17 protein-coding genes are annotated in these 14,731 nt (G+C 68.7%); 6 read left to right on the top strand and 11 right to left on the bottom strand.

Going from position 1 to position 14,731, the window contains the following annotated elements; translation table 11 throughout:
* The first annotated feature begins 22 nt into the window (after positions 1 to 22).
* A complete protein-coding gene (locus F8178_RS04860) occupies positions 23 to 598 on the top strand; it encodes an isochorismatase family protein (RefSeq protein WP_317493413.1) in 576 nt (191 codons plus the stop codon).
* Positions 599 to 708: 110 nt separating this feature from the next.
* On the opposite strand, the gene F8178_RS04855 is transcribed toward F8178_RS04860, so the two are convergent.
* Positions 709 to 1,404 (bottom strand): choice-of-anchor P family protein, encoded by a 696-nt coding sequence (locus F8178_RS04855; protein ID WP_317493412.1) that lies wholly within the window; start codon positions 1,402 to 1,404, stop codon positions 709 to 711.
* A gap of 174 nt (positions 1,405 to 1,578) precedes the next feature.
* Between F8178_RS04855 and F8178_RS04850 the strand changes: the two genes are divergently transcribed.
* Both F8178_RS04850 and F8178_RS04845 read left to right on the top strand, forming a co-directional pair.
* Positions 1,579 to 3,729, top strand: coding sequence for an ATP-dependent DNA helicase (locus F8178_RS04850; protein WP_317493411.1), 2,151 nt, complete (start codon positions 1,579 to 1,581; stop codon positions 3,727 to 3,729).
* A gap of 44 nt (positions 3,730 to 3,773) precedes the next feature.
* Positions 3,774 to 4,118 carry a hypothetical protein gene (locus F8178_RS04845; protein WP_317493410.1) on the top strand — a complete coding sequence of 115 codons (345 nt, stop codon included), beginning with the start codon at positions 3,774 to 3,776 and terminating at the stop codon, positions 4,116 to 4,118.
* A gap of 81 nt (positions 4,119 to 4,199) precedes the next feature.
* Here F8178_RS04845 and serB read toward each other — a convergent pair whose 3' ends face one another.
* From serB to nucS, 8 genes are all read right to left on the bottom strand, one after another.
* Positions 4,200 to 5,441, bottom strand: coding sequence for a phosphoserine phosphatase SerB (gene serB / locus F8178_RS04840; protein ID WP_317493409.1), 1,242 nt, complete (start codon positions 5,439 to 5,441; stop codon positions 4,200 to 4,202).
* Positions 5,438 to 7,225, bottom strand: coding sequence for a cytochrome c oxidase subunit I (gene ctaD / locus F8178_RS04835; protein WP_317493408.1), 1,788 nt, complete (start codon positions 7,223 to 7,225; stop codon positions 5,438 to 5,440). Before ctaD ends, serB begins: the two co-directional genes overlap by 4 nt.
* 356 nt (positions 7,226 to 7,581) lie before the next feature.
* Positions 7,582 to 8,337, bottom strand: coding sequence for an alpha/beta hydrolase (locus F8178_RS04830; RefSeq protein WP_317493407.1), 756 nt, complete (start codon positions 8,335 to 8,337; stop codon positions 7,582 to 7,584).
* 74 nt (positions 8,338 to 8,411) lie between these two features.
* The gene (locus tag F8178_RS04825; protein ID WP_317493406.1) at positions 8,412 to 8,711 is read right to left on the bottom strand and encodes a hypothetical protein; all 300 of its coding nucleotides are present in this window, start codon (positions 8,709 to 8,711) and stop codon (positions 8,412 to 8,414) included.
* A gap of 18 nt (positions 8,712 to 8,729) precedes the next feature.
* A complete protein-coding gene (locus F8178_RS04820) occupies positions 8,730 to 9,869 on the bottom strand; it encodes an alkaline phosphatase family protein (RefSeq protein ID WP_317493405.1) in 1,140 nt (379 codons plus the stop codon).
* 52 nt (positions 9,870 to 9,921) lie between these two features.
* Entirely contained in the window at positions 9,922 to 10,278 is a 357-nt protein-coding gene (locus F8178_RS04815) for a J domain-containing protein (protein ID WP_317493404.1), read from the bottom strand.
* Complete coding sequence (locus F8178_RS04810) at positions 10,275 to 10,661, bottom strand: hypothetical protein (RefSeq protein ID WP_317493403.1); 387 nt, start codon at positions 10,659 to 10,661, stop codon at positions 10,275 to 10,277. The genes F8178_RS04815 and F8178_RS04810 overlap by 4 nt, the downstream gene beginning before the upstream one ends.
* Before the next feature lie 162 nt (positions 10,662 to 10,823).
* Positions 10,824 to 11,513 (bottom strand): endonuclease NucS, encoded by a 690-nt coding sequence (gene nucS / locus F8178_RS04805; RefSeq protein ID WP_317493402.1) that lies wholly within the window; start codon positions 11,511 to 11,513, stop codon positions 10,824 to 10,826.
* 64 nt (positions 11,514 to 11,577) lie between these two features.
* On the opposite strand from nucS, the gene F8178_RS04800 reads away from it, so the two are divergent.
* A complete protein-coding gene (locus F8178_RS04800; RefSeq protein ID WP_317493401.1) occupies positions 11,578 to 12,156 on the top strand; it encodes an NUDIX hydrolase in 579 nt (192 codons plus the stop codon).
* Positions 12,157 to 12,211: 55 nt separating this feature from the next.
* Here the strand turns inward: F8178_RS04800 and F8178_RS04795 are convergent, their stop codons facing one another.
* Positions 12,212 to 12,985, bottom strand: a complete 774-nt coding sequence (locus F8178_RS04795) for an enoyl-CoA hydratase-related protein (RefSeq protein ID WP_317493400.1) — start codon at positions 12,983 to 12,985, stop codon at positions 12,212 to 12,214.
* Between the two features lie 258 nt (positions 12,986 to 13,243).
* Here F8178_RS04795 and F8178_RS04790 point away from each other — a divergent pair, with 258 nt between their 5' ends.
* Together F8178_RS04790 and F8178_RS04785 are read left to right on the top strand one after the other, a co-directional pair.
* Positions 13,244 to 13,429 carry a hypothetical protein gene (locus F8178_RS04790; RefSeq protein WP_317493399.1) on the top strand — a complete coding sequence of 62 codons (186 nt, stop codon included), beginning with the start codon at positions 13,244 to 13,246 and terminating at the stop codon, positions 13,427 to 13,429.
* A gap of 10 nt (positions 13,430 to 13,439) precedes the next feature.
* Positions 13,440 to 14,228: a hypothetical protein gene (locus F8178_RS04785; RefSeq protein ID WP_317493398.1), complete on the top strand. Its 789-nt coding sequence runs from the start codon at positions 13,440 to 13,442 to the stop codon at positions 14,226 to 14,228.
* A gap of 17 nt (positions 14,229 to 14,245) precedes the next feature.
* Here F8178_RS04785 and F8178_RS04780 read toward each other — a convergent pair whose 3' ends face one another.
* Positions 14,246 to 14,689 carry a hypothetical protein gene (locus tag F8178_RS04780; RefSeq protein WP_317493397.1) on the bottom strand — a complete coding sequence of 148 codons (444 nt, stop codon included), beginning with the start codon at positions 14,687 to 14,689 and terminating at the stop codon, positions 14,246 to 14,248.
* Positions 14,690 to 14,731 lie beyond the last annotated feature (42 nt).

Genomic DNA, 14,731 nt, shown 5'->3' with positions numbered 1-14,731 from the left:
GTGCACTCACCGGGAGGTCAGTATGGCTCGCGCACTCATCGTCGTCGACGTACAGAACGACTTCTGCGAAGGGGGATCGCTCGCCGTGGCCGGTGGTGCGGCACTCGCCGGGGACATCTCCAGGCTCCTGGCTACGGACACCTCCTACGACCACATCGTCGCCACCCGGGATTACCACATCGACCCGGGGGCACACTTCAGCGACGAGCCCGATTTCGTGCGTTCCTGGCCCCCGCACTGCCGGGCGGAGACGCCGGGCGCGTCGTTCCACCCGGCACTCAACGTCGGACCGATCACCGAGGTCTTCTCGAAGGGCCAGTACAGCGACGGCTACTCCGGGTTCGAGGGACAGGCCGAGGGCAACGGCGAGGACCTCGCGGCGTGGCTGCGTGCCCGCGATGTCACCGCCGTGGACATCATCGGCATCGCGACCGACCACTGCGTCCGCGCCACCTCGCTGGACGCCACCCGCGAGGGGTTTGCCACGCGCACGCTGCTGGACTACACGGCAGGGGTGTCACGCCAGACGGTGGACAACGCGCTCGGCGAGCTCAGCGACGCGGGTGTCGAACTCGTCGGCAGCCCGCGCGTCGGCTAGACCGGAACGGCCGCCCACCGTCTGGCTCCACTGTGCGCCCTGGATCCACTGTTCGCCGGTGAACCCCGACCGGCGCCGGTTCGATCAGCGGTGTGGGCGCCGCTGCGGCACTACGGGAACGGGTCGCAGCTCGCCGTGCCGACCACGATGTCGCCGCTGGCCGGGCCGCCCTCGGGGAACAACTCGATGCGCATGGCGTTCAACGTCATGCTGCCATCCGGCGGGTCGGGCACGATCATCTCGTTCAGCACGATCCGGGCCACCGGCCGATCGTGGCCACGCCCCTCGATCGTCACGCTGTGGTTCGGCGGGATGTCCCGCGGGACGCGGAAGCCGCGTACGCCGGTCAGCTGGATGCTGCCCCGGCTCCCGTCGCGCCAGGTGTGGCACCAGGCGTCGATCCGACTGACCCGGATGATCGGACCGCCGTACTCCCGTAACAGCCGGGTGCTGAACGAGCGTGTCGCCATCGCGCCGTAGGCCTCTTGGGGGTCCCATATCCATCGGCACAACGTGCTACCGGCGCCGTAGCTCGCCACGCGACCCACCGTGACACCACTGGTGGAGTCCCGCTCCTGCTCGCCGATCACGCATGGCGCGATCGGATCCTGCACAACCTCTTCGCCCTCGATCACGGCGTCCACGCTGCCGATCGAGGCCGACGACCACGTATGCTCGCTCGCCCGTTCGGCGTCGTCGCTCTCGGTTTCGACAGCCGACGTCTCGGTGCCCATCCCGGTCAGCGACGCGGCTACAAGCCCAACCGCGATGGCCAGCGCCAGCCGCTTTCGCTTCGCATGAAACATGAGGTCACTATGACCTATCGCACGGTAACCGTGGAGGGGCTTGGGCGAGAGTCCACCCGGTCGAGTGCCTTCTATGTCCTGACTGTGCCCAGTCGGGGCGACCTGGCGCCATCTGTGCACAGTCGGGCCATCATGGCGACATAACGATCACCAGCTCCGGTACGGTAAGGCATCGTGCCGGAGCAGACAACCACCAGCCTTCCCAGCGTGCGCGAGCTGTTGGCCACGGCCGTGGCCGCGGTCGGCGGCAGCGAACGGGACGGCCAGATCCGTATGACAGAGGCCGTCGACACGACAATCAGCACCGGCGAGCACCTCGCGGTCCAGGCCGGAACCGGCACCGGCAAGTCTCTGGCCTACCTGGTCCCCGCGGTGCGGCACGCGGTCGAGCGCGGCACCACCGTGGTGGTTTCCACCGCGACTATCGCACTGCAGCAGCAGCTGGTCGATCGCGACCTGCCCCGCCTGGCCGACGCGCTGGCCGATTCCCTCGGCAGACGGCCGGAGTTCGCGATCCTCAAAGGCAGGGGCAACTACCTATGCCTGCACCGGATCGACACCGGAGCGCCGGACGAGCCGGACGACGACGGGCTGTTCGATCGCTCAGCCACATCCCGGCTCGGCAGGGAGGTCAAGCGGCTGACCGACTGGGCGGGCGAGACCTCCACCGGGGACAGGGACGAGCTCGTTCCCGGGGTATCCGACCGGGCATGGCGCCAGGTCTCGGTCACCGCCAAAGAATGTCTCGGGGCCACACGATGCCCGTCGGGCACCGAGTGTTTCGCCGAGCACGCCCGCGCGCGGGCAGGCCGGGCCGATGTCGTGGTCACCAACCACGCCCTGCTGGCCATCGACGCGTTACAGGAGTACCAGGTCCTGCCCGAGCACGAGCTGTTGATCATCGATGAGGCCCACGATCTGGTCGACCGGGTGACGTCGGTCTCCACCGCCGAGCTCACCAGCACCATGGTCACCACCGCGGCCAAACGCTGCGGCAGGCTCATCGACGCCGAGCAGGCCGACCGGTTACTGGAAGCCGCCGAGGGTCTGGCCACCGTGCTCGACGAGCTACAGCCAGGGAGGCTGGACACGCTGCCCTCCGGGCTGGCTGGTGTCCTGCCTGCTACACGCGATGCCGCGCACGCCTGCCTCACGGCGCTGGGCACCGAACGCAAGGAGGACATCGCCCAGGAGACCGCGCGTAAGCTCGCCAGGACCATGCTCGAGGAGATCCACGACAGCTGCGTTCGCATGCTGGACTCCTTCGAACCCGATCCCGCGCACCGGCGTGACGTGGTGTGGCTGTCGGCCGATGGCCCCGATGCCGAGCGACGCAGGCCGCCCACCCTGCACGTCGCCCCACTGTCGGTCGGTGGCCTGTTACGCGAGCGGGTCTTCGGTACGAGGACGGTCGTGCTGACCTCGGCCACGCTCGCGCTCGGCGGATCCTTCGAAGCGCTGGCCAGACAGTGGGGCTTGCCGGCGAGTACGGCCGGGAACTTGCCATCCACCACCCACCCGGAGGCCTCGCCTGACACCGGCTCACACAGCGGGCCGGACACGGCACTAGCCACAACCGAGGAACCGGCCCGCGCCACGGCCACCGAGCGCACCCCACCCTCGGACGACACCGGCCCCGCGTGGAACTCGCTGGACGTGGGATCGCCCTTCGACCACACCCGCAACGGCATCCTCTACCTCGCTCGCCACCTTCCCGCGCCGGGCAGGGACGGCCTCGGCGAGGAGCTGCTCGACGAACTCGCCGGCCTGGTCACCGCCGCGGGTGGCCGTACCTTGGGGTTGTTCTCCTCCATGCGGGCCGCCAGGCAGGCTGCCGAGGCGTTGCGCGAACGCGTCAGCCACCCCGTGCTATGCCAGGGCGAGGACGCCACCGGGCTGCTGGTGAGCACCTTCAGCCAGGACGCCCGCACCTGCCTGTTCGGCACGCTGTCGTTGTGGCAGGGCGTGGATGTGCCCGGCGACGCCCTGCAACTCGTGGTCGTGGACCGGATCCCGTTCCCTCGACCGGACGACCCCGTCCTGTCGGCGCGGCAGCGAGCGGTCGAGGCGCGGGGAGGGAACGGTTTCATGACCGTGGCCGCGACTCACGCCGCGCTCCGGCTGGCACAGGGCGTCGGCAGGCTCCATCGCACGAACACCGACCGTGGCGTGGTCGCCATCCTCGATTCCCGCCTGGCCACCGCGCGGTACGCGAGCTTCCTGCGCGCCTCCCTCCCGCCGTTCTGGCCAACGACCGACCCTGAGGTGGCACGTGCCGCACTGCGCCGGTTGGACAGTGCACACCCGGAGTACGCCAGGGAGTAAGGTTCGCGTTACGGTGTGGCGGCAGCCACCATGAAGGAGTTTCGTTGTCGCAGGATCCCCCCACAGCACGATCCCGAGCGGTCGCCGTCGACGACACCGGTGTGCGTCGGCAGCTCGCCGACGGCAGTGAAGAGTCGGTGACCTGGCAGGACCTTTCCGCGGTCATCATCAGGGTGATGCCGGACAGCCCGTGGGACGAGGACGTCTTCCTGATGCTGGCAGGCCACGACGGGACCGGGACCGCCGTGCCGAGCAGCGATCCGGCTGCCGATGCGCTCATCGAGCGCCTGCAGGCCTTACCGGGATTCGACAACGAACGCTTCATCGAAGCCATGACCACCGAGGCCGACGAGGCCTATGTGGTCTGGAAGGCCGATACCGAATCCTAGACGAACACTCGAACAACCACCGGCTGCCACGAACCTCCGTCGCGCGAGCTCGATCTACCGGCACCACGTACCGGCTCGGGGCTACGGCCGGGTGCGTTCCAGCCCGTCCTCCGAATCAGCCGCTTCGACCTCGGCCCTGGTCACACCCATCATAAACAGCACAGCATCCAGGTACGGGTAGCTCAGGCTGGTGTCGGCGACCTCGCGGAGGGCGGGCTTGGCGTTGAACGCCACACCCATCCCGGCTACCGAGAGCATGTCGATGTCGTTGGCGCCGTCACCCACCGCCACGCACTGGGTCAGCGGGATCTCGTACTCATCAGCGAACCGCTCCAGTGCGCGGGCCTTACCCGCCCGGTCGATGGGTTCGCCGAGCACGCGGCCGGTCAGCACGCCGTCGGCGATCTCGAGCTCGTTGGCGGCGATGAAGTCCAGCCCGAGCTCGTCGCCGAGCCCTTGGATGATCCGGGTGAAACCACCGGAGACGACCCCACACCGGAAACCGAGCCGTTTGAGCGTACGGATTGTGGTCCTGGCACCGGGGGTCAACGTGATCTCGTTCGCGACGTCGTCCAGCGCCGTTTCCGGTAAGCCCTTGAGCAGGGCCACACGGTGCTCCAGCGATTCGGTGAAGTTCAACTCGCCGCGCATCGCGGCCTCGGTGATCCGCGCGACCTCGTCGGCCACCCCGGCGTGGTGGGCCAGCATCTCGATGACCTCACCCTGAATGAGCGTGGAGTCCACATCGAACACGACGAGGCGTTTGGCCCTGCGCGCCAGACCTTCCCGCTCGACCGCGATGTCCACGCCCTCCGAGATGGACACATCGGCCAGCGCGGCACGCAAGTCCGTGTCCAACTGGATGCTGTATCCAAGCCCGCCGTCCGGAACCGACACGTGCATCTCGAGGCCCGTGACCGGATAGTCGGCTACACTGCGGATCGCGTCGATGTTCACGTCCATCGCCGCGAGCCTGCGAGCGACCTCACTGAAGGCCCGCGCGGTCACCGGCCTGCCCAGCATCACCACGACGTGGGTCGAGTCGCTCCTGCCCGGCGCGAACGGATTGTCGCCGATCTCCGAGCCGATGCGCACGTCGACCCGCATCGACACAGTGGCCATGGCCTGCTCCACGGCCTCCTGCAGCGCCTCGGGGTCGTCATCGACGTCCACCAGCACACCGAGCACCAGCTGCCCCCGGATCACCACCTGCTCGACATCGAGCACATCCACCCCGTGCCGGGTGAGCACCGCGAACAGCGCGGAGGACACTCCCGGTTTGTCCGGGCCGGTGGTGGTGATCAGGACAGGCGTCGTGCTCACTTCTGATCCGAATCCGTATCAGTGTCGGGCCGTTCCGTGGTGTCGACCGCGGTGGCGGGCCCGCTGCGCTCGTCACCATCCGGCGACGCCAGCTGCTTGCCGGTAAAGGAGATGTGGCCCTCGCTGTGCAGCCGCTCGATCATGTGCGGGTAGTGCAACTCGAACGCGGGACGCTCGGAGCGGATGCGGGGCAACTCGGTGAAGTTGTGTCGCGGCGGCGGGCAGCTGGTCGCCCACTCCAGCGAGCCTCCGTAGCCCCACGGGTCGTCCAGGTGGTCGACACGTTCACCGAAACGGTAGCTCTTGAACACGTTGTAGAGGAAGGGCAGTGTCGACAGCCCGAGGATGTAGGCACCCATGGTGGAGACCATGTTCAGCGTGGTGAAGCCATCGCTTTCCAGGTAGTCGGCGTACCGCCGGGGCATGCCCTCGTTACCGAGCCAGTGCTGCACCAGGAAGGTCAGGTGGAAACCGACGAAGGTCAACCAGAAGTGCATCTTCGCCAGCGGCTCGTCCAGCATCCGACCGGTCATTTTCGGGAACCAGAAGTAGATCCCGGCGAAGGTGGCGAACACGATCGTGCCGTAGAGCACGTAGTGGAAGTGCGCCACCACGAAGTAGCTGTCCGAGACGTGCCAGTCGATGGCTGGCGCGGCCAGCAGAATACCGGTCAGACCACCGAGCAGGAAGGTCACCATGAAGCCGATGGAGAACAGCATCGGCGACTCGAAGGTCAGCTTGCCCTTCCACATGGTGCCGATCCAGTTGAAGAACTTCACGCCGGTCGGCACCGCGATCAGGAAGGTCATGAAGGAGAAGAAGGGCAGCAGTACCGCGCCGGTGGCGTACATGTGGTGCGCCCAGACCGCCACGGACAGACCACCGATAGCCAGCGTGGCGAAGACGAGGCCCTTGTAGCCGAAGATCGGCTTACGGGAGAAGACCGGGATGATCTCCGAGACGATGCCGAAGAACGGCAGCGCCACGATGTAGACCTCGGGGTGGCCGAAGAACCAGAACAGGTGCTGCCACAGGATCACCCCGCCGTTGGCGGGGTCGAACACGTGCGCGCCGAGGTGACGGTCGGCGAACAGCCCTGCGAGCGCGGCGGTGAGGATGGGGAAAGCGAGCAGCACCAGGATGCTGGTCACCAGGATGTTCCAGCAGAAGATGGGCATCCGCCACATCGTCATGCCCGGTGCGCGCATGCACACCAGCGTGGTGATCATGTTGACCGCACCGAGAATGGTTCCTAAACCGCTGACCAGCAGCCCCATGATCCAGAGATCACCGCCGACCCCTGGCGAGTACACCGCGTTGGACAGCGGGGTGTAGGCGAACCAGCCGAAGTCGGCGGCGCCACCGGGGCTGAGGAAGCCCGAGACCACGATCAACCCGCCGAACAGGAACAGCCAGTAGGACAGGGCGTTCAACCGGGGGAATGCCACGTCCGGTGAGCCGATCTGCAAGGGCAGGATGAAGTTCGCGAAGCCGAACACGATCGGTGTCGCGTACAGCAACAGCATGATCGTGCCGTGCATGGTGAACAGCTGGTTGTACTGCTCGGCCGACAGGAACCGCAGCCCCGGCTGTGCCAGCTCGGTGCGGATCAGCATCGCCATGGCGCCGCCCAGCATGAAGAAGCCGAACGACGTGACGATGTACATGATGCCGATCTGCTTGTGATCGGTCGTCTTGAACAGGGACAGAAGGTAGGACCCCTTGGGCCCGCCCGGTGCGGGTGCCGGTCGCGTCGCAATCGGCTCGGGGGTTACTGCGGTCACTCCTGCCTCCTGCAGTTCACCTGTCGTACTCCAGCTCCGCCACGGGCGCGAGTTGACCACACGCCCGGTGGCATGAGGCGATCCTAGCTTTCGCCGTTTCGGGCCGTACGCACCGGTTGGGATTCGTGCCCGAGACCACGTCTCCGCGATGGATACCGGCATCACCGCAGGTGGTCACGGTGGCCTCCGGGCTACCGGGGTCGCGGCGGATGTGGTGACGGCGCTCGCCCCCGGCGATCGGCCCCACATGCTGTGTGCTGATTCACGATCATGGTCCCTTCGGCTCCGGTCGCTGCACAGAGGCGGCACCGTCCCTGGGTACGGTGCCGCCTCTGTGCAGCCTGGGTTATCAGCGGCTACCAGCCGCGCACCGCGGCGCCGATGGCTTCGGCTACCGCGTCGGGGTCCTCCATCGGGCTGAGGTGCCCGGCACGCGGCACCACGGCCAGTTGTCCCTGCGGCAGCGCATCGGCCATGGCCTCCGCCTCGTCGACGCCGGTGAGCCGGTCCTCCTCGCCGTGAACGACCAGCGCGGGTACCCGGGTGCTCCGCAGCAGCTCGAAGGAGTCGGGGCGTGCCGCCATGGCGCGCAACGCCCAGGCGATGCCCTCGGAAGGCTGTGCCTCGATCAGCTCACGGACCCGCGTACCCACCTCGGGGCGCTCGGCCTCGGTGGTGGGACCGACCAGCGACGGCAGCAGGTTGTCGGCGAGCCAACCGTGGTGCCCCTCGGCGAGTGCCCTGCTCGCGGTGCTCAGCCGGGTGTCGCGGGCGTCATCGGTGTCGGCGCTCGCCTTGGTGTCGATGAGCACCACTCCCGCCACGCGTTCCGGCGCCGCACGCAGTACCGCCATGCTCACGTAGCCCCCCATCGAGCAGCCGCCGAGTACGACCCGGTCAAGCTCGAGCCGGTCAAGCAGTGCCACCACGTCGGCTGCGGCGTCGTCCAGATCCGGCTCACGCCCGGCATCGGGCAGCTTGGCCTGACCGAGCCCTCGCTGGTCCGGTGTGATCAACCGGATCCCGTCGCCGGACAGCCGAGCGGAGAGCCCTTCCCACATCCGGGCATCGAGCGGGAAGGCATGCAGCAGTACCAGTGGGTGTGTGCTCATGCGCCCGATCCTCTCGTATCGTGATCACCTCGCTGCCCGTCGGGGACCGGCCGTGTCGCCTGCCTGCTGCCGCCTCAGAGCCCCTGTGGCGGTCCGCGTCGCTGCCGCGCGTGCCAACACCCCCTGTGCCAGTGCCTGCGTTCTGTCACCGAACCTGTGCTGTCGGCCGGCCAGGCGACCACATGCGGCGTCCCCTCCCGGATCTCATGGTCACAGCCGGGGCAGCGGTACTGCTTGATGGCACGTTCCCCCGGAACGCTGCGGACGATCCAGTCGCCGTCCGGACCGGACTCGGTCCTGCCCCACCCCGTCAACGCGGGCGGCTCGGGCCGCTGACGCTTGCGCGCGCGGCCGGGGCGGTTACGGCGCGGCATGCCTCCGACGGTATCGCGTCATCCGCGGGCCAGCAGGAGCGGTACGAGCTGCTCGGCGGGGGTGATCGAGCCGTGGTGACCGGGTAGCGACGATTCGATCGGCTCGACCGTGCGGCGCAGGATGCCGCTGCGACCGCGCGTGGCGACCACCAGATCCCCGATACGGTTCACGACGTGATCGGCGACGTGCGTCCCGAACCAGCCCGCCTCGATGGCCTCGTCGCGTTCGACAACCAGGGCGCGATCGCCGAGGGTTTCCCGCCACGCCGTGCGGACATCGTCGAGTGCACCAGGCTCGGTGTAGACGTACCGGGCGCGTACCTCCCCGCCGATCGCGCGTACGCCGTGGCCGAGCTCGTCGATGGCGTCGGCGTCGACGGCCGAATCGTCCACGGCGACCATGCCGTGGTCGGCGACGACCGCCAGTAGCGATCCCGGCGGCAGCTGCTCGACGAGCGATTCCACCAGCCGGTCGACCTGGCGCAGCTGCATCCGCCACGCTGCCGATCCGGGGCCGTAGATGTGGCCGAGCAGGTCGAGATCGGCGTGATAGCCGTGACAGTAGCCGCCGTCGGCGAGCGCCGTCGCGGTGGCGGCCACCAGGTCGCCCACACCGTGCACCCCGGTGTACGGGCTACCCCGCAGCACGGCGCGGGTCAGCCCGGAGTCACCGAACGCTGCCGAGGAGACCACGCTGACCCCGACACCGGAGCCTGCGGCCCGCTCGAAGGCCGTGGGCAACGGCTGCACCTCCTCGGGGCTGAGCTGGTCCCGTAGGTCCTCGCCGTAGGGATGCTGGTTCCAGCGCAGCGCGTTGACCACCCCGTGGTTCCCGAGCTCGAACGAGTAGCCGACCATACCGTGCTCGCCGGAGCAGACCCCGGTGCCGATCGCTGCCAGCCCTGAGGCGGTGGTCGAGGGGAAACCGACATGGAGAGTGCCCGCGCGCAGCTCGGTGAGCGTAGGCGCGTCCGCGGCGTGCTCGTCGAGGAGCTCAGCCCCGAGACCATCGATCAGCAGCACGCATGCCGACCGCACATCGGGAAGCTCCAGCGTGTTCGTGAACCCGTCCACCCCGAGCGCGGCCAACGCCGATGGGGTCACTTCGGACAGGTGAGCGGTTCCGGAAGCCACGCCTGGTAGGGACACGGCGTCCATTGTGGCAAACGGGGGACGAGCGGCCACCGGAGCGCGGCCCGCATCGTGGGTGTTACCGGTGCCTGCGCACTGGTCCTGCCCGGATGTTGGGGCCACGCTCCGGGGGTGGCCTCCGTACTCGGACAGGCACGTTCACCCCCTGCGAGGGGGTGTGCCCCGGGTGGCGGGTGCCGCTCTCGGCCGTGGATCGCGAAGGGTGTTGCCGGTCGTGGTCGGCGCGGCGCTGCTCGTCCCGCAGCACGTCGTAGGCGTCCACCACCTCCCGGAGCCGGTCCGGGTCGTTGTGCTGCGTGTCGGGGTGGAGCTGGCGGACCAGCGTGCGATAGGCCGTGGTGATCTCCGCCTGGCTCGCCTGCGGCGTCACGCCGAGTACCTCGTACGGATCGCGACCCGGCCCACCACGGCTCATCCCGCATCACCTGCCACTCCGGGCTGCACCACCGCGGCGAGCCTACTGATGGCCGTGTAGTACTCGCGCGCCGCGGCCTCGGCCTGTTCCAGTGCCCGTCGTGCGGTGGCCAGCTCGCGATAGGCACGGGCGAGGGTGGGGCCGGTGTCCTCCCCCGACACCTCCCGCAGCACAGCGTGCTCGCTGTAGTTGCTGGTCTGCTCGGCCAGGATCGGCAACAGCTCGGCGAGATCACCGCACAGATGGATCAGGTGCCAGCCCGCCTCCCGCAGCTCCACCTGAGTGGGAACCTCGGTGACCTCAGCCTGCTGCACGGCGCGGCGGACGTCACCTGCTGCCGAGTCGAGCAGTGCGCTGGCACGCGGGCGCTTCGGGTCGTTCATCGCGCTCAACCCCCTCACGCGGGCCGTTGACCGACCAGCAGAGATACATTATTTCTATAGCACGTGATGCAATTTATGTCAATTGGTCGACCGGACTTGCATGATCCAGCTACCGAAGGATACCGAGTGCGCCATCACCGGGCGCCACGAACCGAGTGCTGCTCAGAACAGCCGGAACTCGTCCGGTTCGATACCGCGCAGCGCGTCGTAGTCCAGGGTGACGCAGCGGATGCCGCGATCCTCTGCCAGCGTGCGCGCCTGCGGCTTGATCTGCTGCGCGGCGAAAATCCCCTGAACGGGAGCAAGCAGCGGGTCCCGGTTGAGCAGTTCCAGGTACCGCGTGAGCTGCTCGACGCCGTCGATCTCGCCGCGCCGTTTGATCTCCACCGCGACCGTGGAGCCCGCGGCGTCCCTGGCAAGGATGTCCACGGGGCCGATCGCGGTGGGGTACTCCCGCCGCACCAGGCTGTAGCCCTCGCCGAGGGTGCTGATGTGCTCGGCCAACAGCTCTTGCAGATGGGCCTCCACACCATCCTTGACCAGGCCTGGTTCGGCGCCGAGCTCGCAGGCGAAGTCGTGCAGTACCTCGGCGATGGTGACCACCAGCTTCTCGCCCGTCTTGTTCTGCACCGTCCACACTGCCGCGGCCTCCGGGTTCCCTGCCGCGTCACCGTCCTCCTCGGTCAGCCAGCACGGTGGGCTCATCCAGTTCAGCGGCTTGTAGGCACGGTCGTCGGAGTGCACCGATACCGATCCGTCGGCCTTGACCAGCAGCAGCCGGTGGGCCATCGGCAGGTGTGCGGTGAGCCTACCGGCGTAGTCCACCGTGCAACGGGCGATCACGAGACGCACGGCTGGCAGCGTAGGCCATCGCGGTACCGGACGCGCGGCGAGGGGGATGGCAGGATCGGACGACATGGCGCAGCACGATCCTTGCGAACCCGCCCGGATCACCACGGTGGGCACCAGGCAGGTGTACGTGAACGACTGGATGTCCGTCCGTGAAGACGCCATCAGGCGGCAGGACGGCTCCACCGGGATCTACGGGGTGGTCGACAAGCCGTCGTACGCACTGGTGATTCCACTCGACGGCGATCGCGTACGGCTGGTGGAGCAGTACCGCTACCCCATCGGCCTGCGGCGCTGGGAGTTTCCCCAGGGCACAGCCCCTGGGCAGGACGGGATAGCAGCCGAGCGGCTGGCAGCGCGTGAGCTCCAGGAAGAGACCGGCCTGCTCGCGGGCACGATGACCGAGCTCGGCATGCTCGATCTCGCACCCGGCCTGAGCACCCAGCGCGGCCACGTTTTCCTGGCGACCGGTCTGACCGAAGGCGAGCACGCCCGGGAACCCGAGGAACAGGACATGCGCTCCGCATGGTTCACCCGTTCCGAGTTCGAGGGCATGATCACTCGCGCCGAACTCACCGATGCCCAGTCGATCGCCGCCTACACGTTGCTGCTCCTGCACGAGCGAGGCGGGGAGCGTCGACCATAACGCTCAGCGCCATAGCAGGTGCCGGACGTCACGTTCACCCCCCACCTGTGCCCGATCACTCCGGCCATTCGGGCAGGCGCTTGGCGAGGAACGCGGCCATGCCCTCCTTGGCCGCGGGTGATTGGGAGGCATCGGCCATCACGTCCATCGCGATCTCGTATGCCTCGCCTTCGGGGCGATCCAGCTGCGCGTACAGGGTGCGCTTACCGAGCGCCTTGCTCGCCATGCTGCCGCGGGTGGCCCGTCCCAGCAGCTCGGTGACCGCGCTGTCCAGCTCGCCGTCCGGCACGGCGCGGTTGATCAGACCCCACTGCTCGGCCGTGGCTGCGTCCACCGGATCGCCGGTCAGCGCCATCTCCATGAGCCTCTTGCGCCCGACCGAGCGCGCCACCGGTACGGCAGGCGTGTGGCAGAACCAGCCGCCCTTGCCACCGGGCAACGCGAATGCCGCGGACTCGGCGGCCACAGCCAGGTCGCAGGAGGCCACGAGCTGGCACCCGGCCGCGGTGGCCAGTGCGTGCACCCTGGCGATCACCACCTGTGGCACCACCTGGATGGTGCGCATCAAGCGGGTGCACAGCTCGAGCAGGTCGGCCACCCCGTCGCGGTCGCGCTCGGCGACGTCGGCGAAGTCGTGCCCTGCGGAGAACACCGGCCCATTGCCCGCGAGCACAATCCCCGTGGCATCGGTGTCTGCGGCCTGCTCGAACGCGTCGAGCAGCGCGGCGAGCTGGCCGGCCGACAGAGCGTTGCGGCGGGTGGGGTTGTTCATCGTGACGGTGATGGTCTGCCCCTGCCGGGCTACCAGAACGCGGTCGTCGTGAGCCATTCCCCCACGGTACTGCCGCTGTGGCCCACGCCACCACGCTCGCCTGACGATCTTCACGGTCCACGGTGTCCGCCCTCGCGGCGAATCGCAGCTTGACGGTGCCCTTTCCCGCGCGTCGTCACCGTCGGTGTCGGTGGCTGGGCGTATGATCGCGGCGGAACCGGTTCCTCGAGGTGCACGTCACAACCCACGATGGGTCCCGATGCGGGCGGCCCGGGCGACACAGCGCGTCATGCTCGGGGGAAGGCGGTTGATGTCATGGTGAGCGAGGAGGATCGCCGCGAGCTGGCACAAGCGGCCGAGCTGCTACGCGGCGTTATCGAACGACACCGTAGCGAGGATCTCCGCGCGGTATCCATCCTCAACGCGGCGATCCAGGAGATCCGCGTGAGCGAGCGGTATCTGGACGCGGACTCCTCGCCCGCCCCGGACGGCGTCCGGTAGGTTCGCCGACGTGACAACCGGCACCGAAGAACGCTCACGCAAGTCCGTCACGATCGCCAGGCGCTTCAACGGACCCCCGCGCTCCGCCAACGGCGGCTACGCCTGCGGGATCACCGCTGGGCCGCTGACCGAGCGCACCGGACATGCGGCCGAGGTCAGCCTCCGGATGCCACCCCCCGTGGAGCACCCCCTCACGCTGGAGATCGCCGACCAGCGCGGCACGCTCGCCGATGGCGAGGCGCTGATCGCCGAAGCACGTCCGGCCAAGGTCGATCTCACCCCGCCGGAGCCGGTGAGCCTCGCCGAGGCCGAGGCGGCGGCGCGGGACTTCTCGATCGACCCGTTCCGGGCTACGAGCCCGTTTCCCGGCTGCTTCACCTGCGGCCCCGACCGCGACGACGGGAACGGGCTGCGCATCTTCCCGGGGCGTGTCGACCGCGACGAGACCATCGTGGCCTGGCCGTGGATTCCCGACCCTTCGCTGGACGCCGGGGACGGCCGCGTGGACACCGCGACGGTATGGGCCGCGCTGGACTGCCCCAGCGGTTGGGCCTGGTATCACCAGCCGGGTCCGCACCCGCCGCACGTGCTCGGCCGGATGGCCGCACAGATCCACCACCGGCCCGCCTGCGGCCAACCCGCCGTCGCCGCCGCATGGCCGCTCGGTGAGGCGAGTAGGAAGCGGTTCTCCGCCTCCGCGCTGTGGTCGGCCGAGGGCACGCTGCTGGCCTGCGCGCGAGCCACCTGGATCGCGCTGTCCGAGGAGCAGATGGAGCAGTTCGCCGCGCAGGTCTCCTAGCACGCGCCAGCCGGGATTCACCCGCCGGTGGCTCCACGGCAGGCACGCCAGGCAGACCGCCACGCGTCCGGGTGCAGGACCAGGCTTGCCACGACCCATCCGGCGAGCCAGAACTGCCCAGGAACCGCGACCAGCGCCGCACCGCCACTACCCAGCACGGCCCCGATCAGCGCAGCCTGCAACGGTACCGGTAAGCGCGAGGTAGTTGGGCCGCGCAGCCACTGGTCGCGCCACGGCCGGGGGTGGACACTGCGCGCACCCTCGATCCCGCCCAAACCCGCGGCGATACTCACCGCCAGCACGATCCACGCCACCTGCTGCGCAGGATGCGTCAGCTCATTCGAGAGGAGGATCATCAGGGCGGCCACCACAGGAACGACCACGGCGAGCCGCACGATCGACCAGGTTCGCGCCCGCCGGAATCCCGTCTCGGCTGCGCTGCCTGTCCCGGACTCCGACATCCTGCCCCCATCGCCGCCGTATACGCGCCTGACCGGAACGGT

Source organism: Haloechinothrix sp. LS1_15, from assembly GCF_033042135.1.
Taxonomy (GTDB): Bacteria; Actinomycetota; Actinomycetes; order Mycobacteriales; family Pseudonocardiaceae; genus Haloechinothrix.
This window is presented reverse-complemented; position numbering and strand designations above follow the sequence as displayed.

Bases quoted from the DNA above. Each gene is read 5' to 3' on its own strand.
- F8178_RS04860 (WP_317493413.1), top strand. From the start codon at position 23: ATGGCTCGCGCACTCATCGTCGTCGACGTACAGAACGACTTCTGCGAA.
- F8178_RS04855 (WP_317493412.1), bottom strand. From the start codon at position 1,404: ATGTTTCATGCGAAGCGAAAGCGGCTGGCGCTGGCCATCGCGGTTGGG.
- F8178_RS04830 (WP_317493407.1), bottom strand. From the start codon at position 8,337: ATGAGCACACACCCACTGGTACTGCTGCATGCCTTCCCGCTCGATGCC.
- F8178_RS04825 (WP_317493406.1), bottom strand. From the start codon at position 8,711: ATGCCGCGCCGTAACCGCCCCGGCCGCGCGCGCAAGCGTCAGCGGCCC.
- F8178_RS04820 (WP_317493405.1), bottom strand. From the start codon at position 9,869: ATGGACGCCGTGTCCCTACCAGGCGTGGCTTCCGGAACCGCTCACCTG.
- F8178_RS04815 (WP_317493404.1), bottom strand. From the start codon at position 10,278: ATGAGCCGTGGTGGGCCGGGTCGCGATCCGTACGAGGTACTCGGCGTG.
- F8178_RS04810 (WP_317493403.1), bottom strand. From the start codon at position 10,661: ATGAACGACCCGAAGCGCCCGCGTGCCAGCGCACTGCTCGACTCGGCA.
- F8178_RS04800 (WP_317493401.1), top strand. From the start codon at position 11,578: ATGGCGCAGCACGATCCTTGCGAACCCGCCCGGATCACCACGGTGGGC.
- F8178_RS04795 (WP_317493400.1), bottom strand. From the start codon at position 12,985: ATGGCTCACGACGACCGCGTTCTGGTAGCCCGGCAGGGGCAGACCATC.
- F8178_RS04790 (WP_317493399.1), top strand. From the start codon at position 13,244: ATGGTGAGCGAGGAGGATCGCCGCGAGCTGGCACAAGCGGCCGAGCTG.
- F8178_RS04780 (WP_317493397.1), bottom strand. From the start codon at position 14,689: ATGTCGGAGTCCGGGACAGGCAGCGCAGCCGAGACGGGATTCCGGCGG.